Genomic DNA, 12,901 nt, shown 5'->3' on the forward strand with positions numbered 1-12,901 from the left:
GAAATTGAAAATGAAACACCTGGCGATGTTGACTGCTCTGACGTTAAGCGCCGGCGCCTTTGCCCAGAGCGCGCCGCTGACGATCCCGCATCCGACTAAATTTGCTGAGCTGACGCAACCGTCGCCGGACGTCACCATGCCGGAGAGCTATGTAAAGGCCATTGCGCAGCAGGCCTACATCTGGGGCTGGCCGATGGTTAACCAGTTCAACCGCCGTGAAACTATTACCAAAGCGCCATACCCGGCGCTGAACGGAGGGATGGTACCGGTCGCGCCGATGGGCCAGCTGAGCATGCTCACCGACTACATCAAACCGGAAGAGACCTTCGTCACCTGCCCGAACCAGGACGTGGCCTACGGCCTTGGTTTCTTTGAGCTGGACAAAGAGCCGATCGTTATTCAGGTGCCGGATTTTGGCGATCGATTCTGGGTCTATGCCATCTATGATGCCCGTACCGATCAAATTGGCAATGTGGGTAAGCCCTATGGAACCAAACCCGGTTTCTATTTGCTCGTTGGCCCTAACTGGAAAGGCGAAACGCCCAAAGGCTTTAACGGCGTGATTCAATCTTCAACCGAAATGGCGAACGTCATACCTCGTATCCAGATGGATGATACCCCGGAAGATCGCAAGGCCATTCAGGCGCCTATCAAAGAAGTGATGACTTACCCGTTAAGTCAATTTGATGGCAAGATGAAATCCTATGAATATTCCAAAATCCCGGCAATCGGCGATAAGCCAGATCCAAGCGCCGGTGAGACACGCTGGGTCGTTCCGGAAAAATTCTTTGACCAGTTCGCTAACGTGCTGGAAAAAGTGCCGCCGCTGCCGGGGGAAGAGGCGATGTATGCCCAGTTCCGTCATCTGGTAGAAGCGGGCAAGAAAAACCCGGAAATCCGTAAATGGATGGACGAAACCGCCGTCGCGACGGACAAAACCGTCATCGCGGATTTCTTTAAATGGAAGAACAACGGCGTGCCCGCCGGCAACGGCTGGAACCGTTCCAAAAATAACGCCGAGTTTGGTGTGGATTACTACAACCGTACCGGCACGTCGAAATCCAATATGTTCGACAACAAGCCTGACGAAACGCAGTATTTCTATACCGACAATGATGCCGCCGGTAACCAGCTTTCAGGCGACCATGATTACACGGTAACCTTCCCGAAAGGCGAGCTGCCGCCGGTGAAAGGTTTCTGGTCACTCACGCTGTATAACAGCAAACATCTGTTTAGCCCAAATGAGCTGAACCGTTATTCGCTGGGGACGAAAAATAAAAACCTGAAGTATAACGAAGACGGTTCTCTAACCCTCTACGTGAGCAAAAAGCGCCCAGCAGAAGATAAGGTGAATAACTGGCTGCCGGCACCGGACGGTAAGTTATCACTGTATATTCGCGCTTATTGGGGTGAGCAGTCGATTCTGGACGGGACCTGGCAGCCGCCGAAAATTGAAACCGTGAAATAAGCGAACCAAGTAGCCTTCTGTTTATGAAAGGGGGCTTTTTCTAACTCCTTTTGACCGTTTGCGCCTCGCGTACTGCAGACCTTTTGCTCGATAGCTTTTCCGCTCCGCGCCAGCATCGAATATTGTTATCAAAGGCGATTGATAAAACGTCAGCCCGTTAACCTTGTCTCACAGCACCTCAACCACTTCAAACTCTTCTGCGATCAACTCCATATCCTCAGAAAAATGACCTTCACGAATGAAAAAACGCTGATGCTCTTGCTGCCAGTATTCAAGGCTTAAATCGCCTTCACCCTCTTTGCGGGCGAATGCTTCAGTCACATCACAAAAACGCACCAGCTGCATCGAAACCAGTCTGATCACGCAAACTGGAACATTCTGGCCATCAAGAATAATGTTATAATCCCCAATCCTCGGGGCAGACGCTTCCTGCTGATAAGAGGCAAAAGATCCGCAAGAAGCTGTTTTGATCCCTTTTTTAATCAGCTCCGCAAGCTCGCTTGCCAGTTCCGGACTGTCACCCATTTGCCAGGCCCCTGCGCCCGGATATTTCCTTTTTATTTCCTCAACCTCAACCATGAAAATTCCTTCGTTATCGTCAATGAAAAGAAAGTTATACCTTTTTTAACCTGAGCGGTCCTGACATTATCAGCGAAACCCTTCTTTAGATAGCGTCGTCCGGTCTTCGCTCAAAACGGACCTTAAGCGCATTTAACGCATTCGCTCTGTGCCAAAAACGGAAATTAACGTCAGGACGATCAATAACATCGCCTGTCTTAGTCAGACTGCCAGTAAAGCGGTGAACCGAACGCGTCCAGGTAGTAATCGATAATCGCCCGAACATTCAGAGGAGGGTGGCGGGCATTCGGATAGATTGCCGCGATATGCTGTGGCTCCGTTTTTATGGACGTATCCAGCTCCGGCAGCAGTTCGACAAGCTCGCCGCGCTTCAGCCGGTCTCCAATCAGCCAGTCAGGAAACAGCACAATCCCCATCCCCCCGAGCGCGGCAATCAGCAGAGTTTCAGCATTATTCGATGACATCAGGGGCGAGACGGGGTAGTGCACCCATTCCTCTCCGTGCCTGCGCAGCAGCCATTGGTTTGGTCCTGACGAACCGCGATAGACCAGGCATTTATGCCGCGCCAGCTCTTCGGGTGATCCCAACATGCCGTGCCGGCGGATGTAATCCGGTGACGCGGCAAGATGATAGAACTGCTGGCCAAACACGCGCGCATGAAATGCGGAATCCGTCAGCACGCCAATGCGGAAAATTACGTCAGCCGGCTCGCGGTGCGGATCGATGTAATCATCAGTCAGGGTAAGCTCAATGCTGAGCTTCGGATATCGCGCCGTCAGGCCGGGTAACGCGGGGGCGACATGGCGCTGTCCAAAGAACACCGGTGCGTTTATGCGCACCATTCCGGAAGGCTCAAGCGTTCTCTCGTTGAGTTCCCGCCGCGCCTCCTCCATGCTGCCAGTCATGGCTCGCGCATAGCGGATAAAAAGATGGCCGCTTTCCGTCGGAATTATCGCCCGGGTATTGCGGTAAAAAAGCTGCTGCCCGAGCACATCCTCCATCTGATGGATGACGCGCGAAACCTGAGAGGCTGATATCCCTTCCCGCCGAGCGACCACAGAGAAATTCTGCGTCTCATAAACGTCTATAAAAATCAGCAGGGCGCGAATACTGATGTTCCCGAGTTCATTCATTAATGCATATCCTGCACAGGTGTTTATCTCATTATGGCATTTTTCTCATCTATGTTAAGTCGTAATCTTCTCCGCCTGAACAACGGGAGACTGATTGCTATGCAACTCATATTGATTTTTATCGTCATTGCCGGAGGCATGGGACTGTCCATAGAGGCAGGATTGCTCGGGCCACTGGGTGGGGAGGTCGGTGACCTCTGGGCTACCTTCAGCATATTCGGCGTGGGTGCGGCGCTGACCTTTCTGCTGATGCTTTTTTTCAGCCCGCGCAACAGCCCGTCATTCTTTGCGCAACCAGGGTGGCAGCTGCTTGGCGGCGTGCTTGGGCCGATTTACGTCATCATCCTCACCGTGGTAACGCCGGCAATCGGCATCGCCATGACGATGATCGGCATTCTGGCAGGCCAGGTTTTCAAAAGCCTGATGATTGATCACTTCGGCCTGCTCGGTACATCGCACAGGAAAATTGACAGTAAACGTATCATTGCGCTGATTTTTATCATTGCAGCGCTGGTTATGGTTGCCCAGGGGTAAAGGAACGTTATGACAATTATCATGATTCTTCTCGCCGTCGCCGGTGGCGCCATGCTGAGTATCCAGGCGGCTATCAATGGCCAGCTGGGCAGCAAGGTCGGCGTATTCAAAAGCGCGTTCCTGACATTTTCTGTCGGCGCGCTGGTGACGGGATTGCTGATCTTCTTCTTCGAACCCAAACACACCCTGACGCTGATGGATGTGCCTAAATGGCAACTGCTGGGCGCAATGTTTGGCGTGCCGTATATCGTCATTATGGTGCTGGCCGTGCAGCGTATTGGCGCAGCAGTGGCTACGGTCGCCGTCATTTTTGGCCAGTTAACCATGAGCATGCTGATCGATAACTTCGGCTGGCTGGGCAATGCGGCGATTCCATTCTCGCTGAGCCGAATCGGCGCCATTGTCTGCCTGGGTATTGCGCTGTTCTTTATTTACGCCAGCAGCAGGTCAAAAGTCGCAACGGCGATACCCCCCAGGCAGCAGGAAAACGCTAACACATAAGCTCAGGTCTTCGTCATTAACATCGGTTTTGGTCTGCAGGACGCCAAAACCCTAACGCACCCGTTTTCGCAGCAACGCGTCAGTGGCTCCCATTTTTTGACCTTAAGAGAAAGGGGCCGCTCACCCGGCTTCAGCGTTGGTAGCGAATTTTTCGGCTTCAGCAGAGAACACAGGAGCAAGGTGGACAAGTGACACCAGCGACAGCGTAGGGTGTCCGGGTGGAGCTCCCCCGCCAGCCCGCGCCGGCGGGGGAGTTGACGATTATTCCCAGCGTTTCAGCAGCAGGCTGGCGTTAACCCCGCCAAAGCCAAAACCGTTCGACAGCGCATAGCGCATCTTCTGCGGGCGGGCCTCCAGCGCCACCAGGTTAAGACCTGCCGCCTCTTCATCGGGGTGATGCAGGTTCAGCGTCGGCGGCACCACCTGGTCACGCAGCGCCTGAATGGTGAAGATGGCCTCAATCCCGCCTGCCGCGCCTAACAGATGGCCGGTGGCGGATTTCGTCGAGGTAATGGCGACGGGATGGGCGCCAAACAGCGTTTTAATCGCCGCCAGCTCGCCTTTATCGCCGACCTGGGTCGAGGTGGCGTGGGCGTTGATATGGTCAATCTCTCCAGCGGTCACTCCGGCCTGGCGAAGGGCGGTTTCCATGGCCCGACGCGCGCCGTTACCGTCTTCCGGGCCTGCGGTCAGGTGATAAGCATCTGCGCTGGTGCCGTAGCCCACCAGCTCGGCCAGCGGCGTGGCGCCGCGCGCCAGCGCGTGCTCCAGCGACTCGATCACGATAAGCCCGGCGCCTTCTCCCATCACAAATCCATCGCGGTCGCGGTCAAAGGGGCGGGAAGCGGCTTCCGGCTGGTCGCTGGAGGCGCTGGAGAGCGCCCTTGCCGCGGCGAACCCGGCAAGGCTAACGCGATGTATTGCCGCTTCCGCGCCGCCGCAGAGGGCGATATCCGCCTCGCCGCTGCGGATCATCCGCGCCGCATCGCCAATGGCCTGGGCGCCCGCCGCGCAGGCGGTGACCGGCGCGCCGATGGGGCCCCGGAAACCGTGAGCGATAGACACATGCCCGGCGGCCAGGTTGGCCAGAAAAGAGGGAATGGTGAACGGGGAGAGGCGACGCGGCCCGCGCTCATCGGTGGTATGTACCGCATTGGCGATCTCGCTGAACCCGCCGATCCCGGTGGCGATCACCGTGGCGGTGCGTTCCTGTTCGGCCGCAGATGCCGGCGACCAACCGGCCTGAGTCAGCGCTTCACGCGCGGCGACCAGCGCAAACTCGATAAAACGATCCATCTTTTTGCGCTCTTTCGCCGGGATGGTCGCCAGCGGGTCGAAGCCGTGCAGCGGATCGCTGTCAATGGACGGCACCTGGCCGGCCACTTTGCAGGGAATATCCGCGACCAGTTGCTCGCTGAGTCGGGTGATCCCTGATTTACCTGCCAGCAGCGACTGCCAGACGTGCTGTACGCCGCAGCCCAGCGGGCTGACAATCCCCATCCCGGTGACGACAATGCGTTTAACGGAAACGCCCATAGTTAACTCTCCTGTAGTATCAGTGTGCCGGCGGCTTTTTCATCAAGGGAACCAGCAGCGCGGCAAGTAAAAAACCCATCATGATGAGGTATAACGCATCGGAAAATGCCTGGGTTCGCGCCTCCCGCAGCGCCAGCGCGGCATCCGGCGAGATCCCCGCGTGGCGAAGTTTGCCGCGCTGCGCTGAACAAAATCCTGGCGTTATTCAGATGGCCGCCAGAACGACGACGCTTTTCTTACTGGTCGGATTCATTGCTGGCATCTCTGTAAGGTTCAGGCTGGAATTTTTGCCCGCTATCGCCTTCGCGTTTGCGCAGCAGATATTCATGACGATATTTCATCAGCGGCGAGGCGGCGGGGCCCGGCACCATGGCGTATTTACCCGGAATAATCTCTTCCCCGGTCGCTTTATCCACCATGACTGGCTCCACGCGGCGCTGGGTGGCGGTTTCCACCAGCTGCATCTGACGGCCTTCGGGAGCGAAGTGGCGATTACCCCATTCCGCCAGCGCCAGCAGCACCATGCGGAAATCGCGGCCGCGCGGGGTGAGGTGGTATTCGTAGCGCGGCGGGGTGCTGCTATAGCAGACCTTCTCCAGCAGCCCGTCGTCGACCAGCGCCTTCAGGCGGCGCGACAGAATATTGGGCGCGACGTTGCTGCTTTTCTGAAATTCGTCGAAGCGGGTAAAGCCCGCAAAGGCGTCGCGCAGGATCATGATGCTCCAGCTGTCGCCGATGCGGCCCAGGCTACGGGCGATGGGGCAGGGAGCGTGGCAAAGCGGTTCATTTTTCATGGGCGGTCCAGGGAGCAGGTGGCTGTTGCCAGCAAATTGACATAGTCACTATCAAAATGCAAGTTACTCTTGATAACTGTCAGGGGAGCAACCGCTGGCGTTCCGCTACGTCATTTCTTCCTTTGAATGCTGAAAGCGGGACAGTCTCCGCCGCCTGCTTATTTCTGCTTTACCGTAATAAGAGATAAAAACCGCTGATGGCAGATGAAACATTTTAATAATCATAGAAATCGATGTGGTGGGTAATGACCTTTATTGGGGGATACGATATAAGGTATGGCGAAGGCAAATTAATATTCTCATAACTTTTTAAGGTTAAATAAATGAAGCAGGTGGGTATTGTTGGCTGGCGGGGCATGGTTGGCTCAGTATTGTTGCAGCGAATGATCGAAGAGAATGATTTCGACGATATTTCAGCGCATTTTTTTAGTACCTCCAGTGCGGGTGCCGCGGGCCCGGTTATTAATGGTAAAAGCGACAGACTGAAAGATGCGAATTCCCTTAGCGCCCTCGCCGAAATGGATATTATCATCACCTGTCAGGGCGGGGATTATACCAAAGCCATCTATCCGGCGTTAATTCACTCTGGCTGGCAAGGGTACTGGATCGACGCCGCTTCGGCGCTGCGAATGGATGAGAACGCCTGCATTATTCTCGACCCGGTCAATCGCGATAATATCGATCGTGCGGTGAAAGCAGGAGTGAAACTGTTTGTCGGCGGCAACTGCTCCATTACGCTGAGCCTGATGGGGCTGGCCGGGCTGATCAAGGCTGATCTGATCGAATGGATGAGCGTCATGACCTATCAGTCTGCCTCCGGGGCGGGCGCTAAACAGGTGCGGGAATTGATCGCGCAAAGCGCGTACATCAGCCAGCATTTGTCCGCTGACGAACTGGCGGCATCAGGTTCCGTGCTGCCTTTAGTCAATAAAGTGAGTGAGCTGATTAATAGCGCCGGCATGCCGGTGGAGAATTTTGGCGTCCCACTGATGGGCAGCATTATTCCATGGATCGACAGCGATTTAGGCGATGGAAATAGCCGCGAAGAATGGAAGGGGGAGGCGGAAACCAATAAAATACTTGGCCTTGCGCCCGGCACCATCCCGGTTAATGGTTTATGTATTCGGGTCGGCGTGATCCGCTGCCACAGCGCTGCCATTACCCTTAAACTTAAACGTGAGGTCAGCGAAACGGAATTCGCAGAGTTAGTGACCCATTCCCATCCGTGGGTAAACTATATCCCCAATAATAAGCCAGAGAGTGTCAGTAAACTGACCCCGGCTGCTATTAGCGGTTCGCTGCAGGTGGGTATTGGCCGCTACAAGAAAATGTCGCTAAATAATGAGCCGATCTACTCGGTGTTGACGGTGGGCGATCAGCTGTTATGGGGCGCGGCGGAACCCTTGCGCCGTATGTTAAATATCCTGCTTGGCAAAGTGTAATGACTGGTGCTGCCTGACAGGCCTGCGGCAGAAATGACCTTTTCAGCGCAAGACTCTCTGCTGGTTCAGCAGCCCTCAATCATCCTGACCATCGTCAATCACTCTATTTTTACCGGTCCGGGAATGGCCAGGGGAGACGGTATCCACCTGGCCATAATCGGTATTGTTCCCCTCAGTCCATCAGACTGACCTGGGCGGCGACAATCCGCCAGCCATAGGGAAAACGCACCCACGTCTGCTGCTGGCGTCCAGGGCGGGCGCTGCCTTCGCGGGTGAACTCGGTGCTGCACACCGCCATGTCCGCGCCAAAGGTGGTGATGATGGTATGGCGCAGATCGCGGGCCAGACCGGCGGCGGGGCGGGCGGCGCGAAAGGCGCGGATCGCCTCGATGCCATACAGATTTTCGCCGGCTCCCAGCCGTACGGTGCGCGGGTCGTGCCAGAACAGCGCATCCAGCGCCTCGATGTTATTGCTTACCAGCGCCTCTTCATACTGATAAAACGCCGCCGTCACCTCGGCGAGGATCGCCGGGCGGTCTATATTATCCAGATTGATCATGCTGCACTCTCCGCCACTCGGGCATCGGTAATGCCCATCGCTTCCAGCGCCCGCGCGGCGCGAAGACAGGCTTGTTCGTTAAACGGCGCGGCAATCAGCTGCAGGCCAATCGGCTTGCCGCTGGCGGTACGCAGGGGCACGGTCGCCACCGGCAGCCCGAGGAAGGAGATCGGCTGCGTCAGCATTCCCATGCTGGCGCGCACCGGCAGCGGCTGGCCGTTAATCACCATCTCCTCGGCGCCAATCAGCGTGGCGCTGCATGGGGTGGCCGGGGCGATCAGCACATCGGCCTGACTGAACAGGGATTTCATCGCCTGACGGGCATGGCGGCGGAAGCGCTGGGCCTGCAGATACCATGCGGAGGGGATCATCGCCCCGGCCAGCAGCCGCTCGCGGGAGTGAGGCTCAAAGCGCTCGGGCGAGTGGCGAAGATCCGGCAGATACTGATTGCCGCCTTCGCTGGCGCTGATGATAAAGGCCGCCGAGCGGGCCAGGGCGGCATCCGCGAACTGCAGCTCGCTGTCGGCGCCCAGCGCGTGGGCGACCCGATCCACGGCCGCCCGGGCGTCGTCATCGCACCAGGTGGTGAAATAGCCCCCCAGCCGGGCGCAGCGCAGACCCTCCAGCCCGCGCTCCAGCAGGTTGCCGGTGCGCTCGCTGGCTTTATCGGCCTGAAAGTCATCGGCCGGATCGCGCCCCTGCAGGGCGTCATACACCGCGGCGAGGTCGGCCACCCGGCGGGCAAAGGGACCAATATGATCCAGACTGGCGACAAACGGATGGCTGCCGGAGCGGGAGAGGCGGCCGAAAGTGGGTTTCAGGCCAAAGATCCCGCACAGCGACGCGGGGACGCGGATCGAGCCGTTGGTATCGCTGCCGAGGCTGAAATGGACCAGCCCGGCCGCCACCGCCGCGGCCGAACCGCCGGAAGATCCGCCGGCGATCCGCGACAGATCGTGCGGGTTATGCGTCGCGCCATAGTGGCTGTTTTCGGTGGTGAAGCCGTAGGCGTAGGCATCCATATTGAGCATCCCGCTGAGCATGGCGCCGGCGCTATGCAGCTGGCGCACCGCCCAGCTGTCGCTGGCTGCCGGCGGCCGGTCGCTCAGCAGTTCCGCGCCGGCGAGGGTGGTGTGCCCGGCGACATCAAACAGATTTTTCACCGCGTAGGGAATGCCCGCCAGCGGCGGCAGGGGGCGCTTTTCCCGGCGCAGGGCGTCGATGCTGTCGGCCTCCGCCAGCATGCGCTGGGCGGTGACCTCGGTCCAGGCGTTGATCTGCGGATTCACGCGGGCGATATCGTCCAGCGTCTGACGGGCGATCTCCCGGGCGCTCAGTTCGCCCTCGTGCAGCGCACGCTGGATCTCGGCGATGGTGAAATGGTGAAGTGTCATGCTTTATACACCCCCGCAATGTCGTCGCGCGGCCCGAGGGGATAGTCCATCAGCGGCTGCGCCATGGCGGCGATGCGGGCAAACTGGCGCTCCAGCTCCTCACGGCGCGGCGCATCCAGCTCCAGGCGCAACAGGTGGGTCATTTGCGTCAGATACTCGCTCCAGTCTGGCTGTGTGGTCATGGTCTGCTCCTTAGTATCCGGCGGCGGCGCCGTTGCTGCGTGGATCGGTAGCCCCTTCAAGCAGGCCGTTGGGATGGCGGACAATGGCCCCGGCGTGGCCCATCGCCTCGCTGAAATCGGCCAGCACTTCCACCTCGTGCCCCAGCTCGCGCAGGCGAGCGATGCAGGCGGAGGCAAAGCGTCCCTCCAGCTTCAGTGAATCCGAGGACTGGCCCCAGGTGCGGCCCAGCAGCCAGCGCGGCCGGGAGATGCTCTCCTGCAGCGGCGCCCCCTGCAGGATATAGCGGGTAAACAGCGCCGCCTGGGTCTGCGGCTGACCGTCGCCGCCCATCGAGCCATAGACCATCACCCGGCCATCGTTCAGGCGCGCCGCGGCGGGGTTGAGGGTATGGAACGGCTGTTTGCCTGGCGCCAGCGCCAGAAGATGCTGCGGATCGAGGCTGAAGGCCGCCCCGCGGTTTTGCCAGACGATCCCGGTGTCCGGGATCACCACGCCGCTGCCAAACTCGTGATAGATACTCTGAATGAATGACACCGCCAGGCCGCTGTTATCCACGACGCCCATCCAGACGGTATCGCCCGGGCCTTTGCCGCCGCCCCAGGGCGAAGCGCTGGCCTCGTCGATGCTGTCGGCCAGCGGCTGCAGCGCCTCCGGAGTCAGCAGTTGCTGAACGTCGACATCCAGATGGCGCGGATCGGTGATATGCGCATCGCGCAGGGCAAACGCCCGCTTGGTGGCTTCGACGATGCGATGCACCGTTTGCGCCTCGTCGGCGTCGGCCATGTTCAGACGGTCAGTGATGCCGAGGATCGCCAGCGACACCAGCCCCTGCGTGGGTGGGGCAAGGTTCCACAGCGTGCCCTGCCGGTGCTGAAGCGTCAGCGGCGCCGGGCGCCGGGCGCGGTGGGCCTGCAGGTCGCCGAGGGTGACGGGCATCCCCAGCGCGGCCATCCCCTGGGCGAGACGTTCGGCCAGCGGGCCGCGATAGAAACTGTCGAGACCGTCGCTGGCCAGCATGCGCAGGGTTCCGGCGAGGGCGGGCTGGCGAAAGCGGCTGCCGGCCCGGGGGGGCTCGCCTGCCGCCAGCCAGGTTTCGCTGAAGCCCGGCTGGTGGCGCAGCTCTTCCAGTTTGCTGGCGGTGGCATGGGCCTGGGAGGCGGTGACCGGAATGCCGTCTTCGGCATAACCGATAGCATCGGCCAGCAGGCGCGCCACCGGCAGCGCGCGGCCGGTTAAGTCCCGTGAAATTCGCAGCGCCTCGTCCCAGCCGCTGACGGTGCCGGCGACGGTCAGCGCAGCCTGCGGCCCCCGGTGGGGGATATGCCGCTGACCGGCATAGGCCTCGAGGGTGGCCAGCGAGCCGGCCGCACCGCTGGCGTCAATGGCGATGGGATCCCCCTCGGGAGGCACGATCAGCCAGAAACCATCCCCGCCCAGGCCGTTCATGTGCGGATAGACGACGGCGATGGCCGCGGCGGCAGCCACCATCGCTTCAATGGCGCTGCCGCCCTCGCGCAGGATGGCCAGCGCGCTCTGGCTGGCGAGGTGGTGGGGAGCGACCGCCATGCCGTGGGTCGAAACGTTGCTACTGTGCATAAATTATCCTTTCTGAACGAATCACCCGCAGAACACTGCAAAAGCTGTTCCATCTCTGAACGTTTCGTTTCATTGATAAAAACAATGACCGGAATTTTCCCGCTGGCACGCTATGTGTAAGGCATAGCAGATACAGTATGATGAGGGATGGATGATGAAACGAAAGTTACAGGGGCGCTATGCAACAACTCGATGAACGACTGAAAGGGCAATACGCCTCGCTGTCGCCGCAGGAGCAGCGGGTGGCGGATTTCATCTTTGACCACTTTGATGACCTGATAAGCTACAACAGCGCCGAGCTGGCGCAGCTGAGCGGCGTGTCGAAAGCCACCGTCAGCCGGCTGTTCAAGCGCCTGGGCTATGACAAATATAAGGACATGCGCGATGAACTGCGCACCCTGCGACAGAGCGGAATGCCGCTGACCGACCAGCGCGACGCGGTGCAGGGTAACACGCTGCTGGCGCGTCATTATAAGCAGGAGATGGCGAACCTCACCCAATGGGTCAATGCCCTTGACGCTCACCAGTTCGCCGAGGCGCTGACGGCGATGGTGGCCGCGCGCCGCATTGTGGTGATTGGCATGCGCAATGCCTATCCGGCGGCGCTACACCTGCGCCAGCAGCTGCTGCAGGCTCGCGGTCAGGTGCTGGTGCTGCCCCAGCCGGGGCAGAGCCTCAGCGAAGAGCTGGTCGACCTGACCGCCGATGACCTGGTGGTGATGATGGCGTTTCGCCGGCGGCCGCGGATCGTGCGCCCGCTGCTGCAGCAGCTGCAGCGCGACGGGGTGCCGGTTCTGTTAATGTGCGAGCCGCAGGCCCACAGCCTGTTCCCGCTCTCCCGCTGGCAGCTCTGCGCGCCGCTGGACAGCGTCTCGGCTTACGACAGCTATGCCTCGGTCAACAGTCTGATCAATCTGCTGGCCAATGCCTTTCTGCATGAAACGCTCGACAGCGGTCGTCCGCGGATACACGATATCGCTACGCTTTATCAGCAGCTGGACGAGCTGGAACAACGCTGATGGGGCGCCAGCGTGGTGCTGTGCATCAATATGGTGCATTTGGTTCCGCGTTCTGGCGCCGTCGATTTTTACTCTTCCGCTCCTTACTCCCTGTCCGTTCTCACTTTTTGCCTTAATTCCTCGCCAACCCGCGCATCGACCGTATCTGGCACATTAGTTGCAA

The 12,901-nt window shown here is 59.0% G+C and carries 13 protein-coding genes and 1 pseudogene; 5 read left to right on the plus strand and 9 right to left on the minus strand.

All coding sequences use genetic code 11. The features are described from left to right. Nucleotides 1–4 precede the first annotated feature (4 nt). Nucleotides 5–1,468 carry a DUF1254 domain-containing protein gene (locus tag ABLV54_RS14370; RefSeq protein WP_050534127.1) on the plus strand — a complete coding sequence of 488 codons (1,464 nt, stop codon included), beginning with the start codon at nt 5–7 and terminating at the stop codon, nt 1,466–1,468. A 168-nt stretch (nt 1,469–1,636) separates the two neighbouring features. On the opposite strand, the gene ABLV54_RS14375 is transcribed toward ABLV54_RS14370, so the two are convergent. Together ABLV54_RS14375 and ABLV54_RS14380 are read right to left on the minus strand one after the other, a co-directional pair. After that, a complete protein-coding gene (locus ABLV54_RS14375) occupies nt 1,637–1,993 on the minus strand; it encodes an ASCH domain-containing protein (protein WP_072096678.1) in 357 nt (118 codons plus the stop codon). 251 nt (nt 1,994–2,244) lie between these two features. Continuing rightward, nucleotides 2,245–3,180: a LysR family transcriptional regulator gene (locus tag ABLV54_RS14380; protein WP_050534094.1), complete on the minus strand. Its 936-nt coding sequence runs from the start codon at nt 3,178–3,180 to the stop codon at nt 2,245–2,247. A gap of 99 nt (nt 3,181–3,279) precedes the next feature. Between ABLV54_RS14380 and ABLV54_RS14385 the strand changes: the two genes are divergently transcribed. Continuing rightward, nucleotides 3,280–3,714 carry a DMT family transporter gene (locus ABLV54_RS14385; protein WP_050534095.1) on the plus strand — a complete coding sequence of 145 codons (435 nt, stop codon included), beginning with the start codon at nt 3,280–3,282 and terminating at the stop codon, nt 3,712–3,714. A 9-nt stretch (nt 3,715–3,723) separates the two neighbouring features. After that, nucleotides 3,724–4,215, plus strand: coding sequence for a DMT family transporter (locus ABLV54_RS14390; RefSeq protein WP_050534096.1), 492 nt, complete (start codon nt 3,724–3,726; stop codon nt 4,213–4,215). Nucleotides 4,216–4,476: 261 nt separating this feature from the next. Here ABLV54_RS14390 and fabF read toward each other — a convergent pair whose 3' ends face one another. The 3 genes and pseudogenes from fabF to ABLV54_RS14405 form a co-directional block, all read right to left on the minus strand. Beyond that, nucleotides 4,477–5,751: a beta-ketoacyl-ACP synthase II gene (gene fabF, locus ABLV54_RS14395; protein WP_050534097.1), complete on the minus strand. Its 1,275-nt coding sequence runs from the start codon at nt 5,749–5,751 to the stop codon at nt 4,477–4,479. A 19-nt stretch (nt 5,752–5,770) separates the two neighbouring features. Further along, nucleotides 5,771–5,963 (minus strand): annotated as a pseudogene (locus ABLV54_RS14400) (EmrB/QacA family drug resistance transporter); the annotation flags it as partial. A gap of 24 nt (nt 5,964–5,987) precedes the next feature. Then, entirely contained in the window at nt 5,988–6,545 is a 558-nt protein-coding gene (locus ABLV54_RS14405; RefSeq protein ID WP_032446066.1) for a helix-turn-helix domain-containing protein, read from the minus strand. Between the two features lie 323 nt (nt 6,546–6,868). On the opposite strand from ABLV54_RS14405, the gene asd reads away from it, so the two are divergent. After that, nucleotides 6,869–7,987 carry an aspartate-semialdehyde dehydrogenase gene (gene asd, locus ABLV54_RS14410; RefSeq protein WP_044523352.1) on the plus strand — a complete coding sequence of 373 codons (1,119 nt, stop codon included), beginning with the start codon at nt 6,869–6,871 and terminating at the stop codon, nt 7,985–7,987. A gap of 172 nt (nt 7,988–8,159) precedes the next feature. Here the strand turns inward: asd and hpxZ are convergent, their stop codons facing one another. The 4 genes from hpxZ to hpxW are packed head-to-tail and all read right to left on the minus strand — an operon-like array spanning nt 8,160 to nt 11,719. Then, complete coding sequence (gene hpxZ / locus ABLV54_RS14415; RefSeq protein ID WP_032452923.1) at nt 8,160–8,546, minus strand: oxalurate catabolism protein HpxZ; 387 nt, start codon at nt 8,544–8,546, stop codon at nt 8,160–8,162. Then, a complete protein-coding gene (locus ABLV54_RS14420; protein WP_050534098.1) occupies nt 8,543–9,940 on the minus strand; it encodes an AtzE family amidohydrolase in 1,398 nt (465 codons plus the stop codon). Before ABLV54_RS14420 ends, hpxZ begins: the two co-directional genes overlap by 4 nt. Further along, nucleotides 9,937–10,122 carry an oxalurate catabolism protein HpxX gene (gene hpxX, locus ABLV54_RS14425; RefSeq protein WP_023289758.1) on the minus strand — a complete coding sequence of 62 codons (186 nt, stop codon included), beginning with the start codon at nt 10,120–10,122 and terminating at the stop codon, nt 9,937–9,939. Before hpxX ends, ABLV54_RS14420 begins: the two co-directional genes overlap by 4 nt. A gap of 10 nt (nt 10,123–10,132) precedes the next feature. Continuing rightward, nucleotides 10,133–11,719 carry an oxamate amidohydrolase gene (gene hpxW, locus ABLV54_RS14430; RefSeq protein WP_050534099.1) on the minus strand — a complete coding sequence of 529 codons (1,587 nt, stop codon included), beginning with the start codon at nt 11,717–11,719 and terminating at the stop codon, nt 10,133–10,135. A 179-nt stretch (nt 11,720–11,898) separates the two neighbouring features. On the opposite strand from hpxW, the gene hpxU reads away from it, so the two are divergent. Continuing rightward, nucleotides 11,899–12,738, plus strand: coding sequence for a MurR/RpiR family transcriptional regulator HpxU (hpxU, locus tag ABLV54_RS14435; protein WP_023289756.1), 840 nt, complete (start codon nt 11,899–11,901; stop codon nt 12,736–12,738). Nucleotides 12,739–12,901: the final 163 nt, after the last annotated feature.

Source organism: Klebsiella sp. JB_Kp042 (assembly GCF_040065275.1).
In the GTDB taxonomy this organism is placed as follows: Bacteria; Pseudomonadota; Gammaproteobacteria; order Enterobacterales; family Enterobacteriaceae; genus Klebsiella; species Klebsiella quasipneumoniae.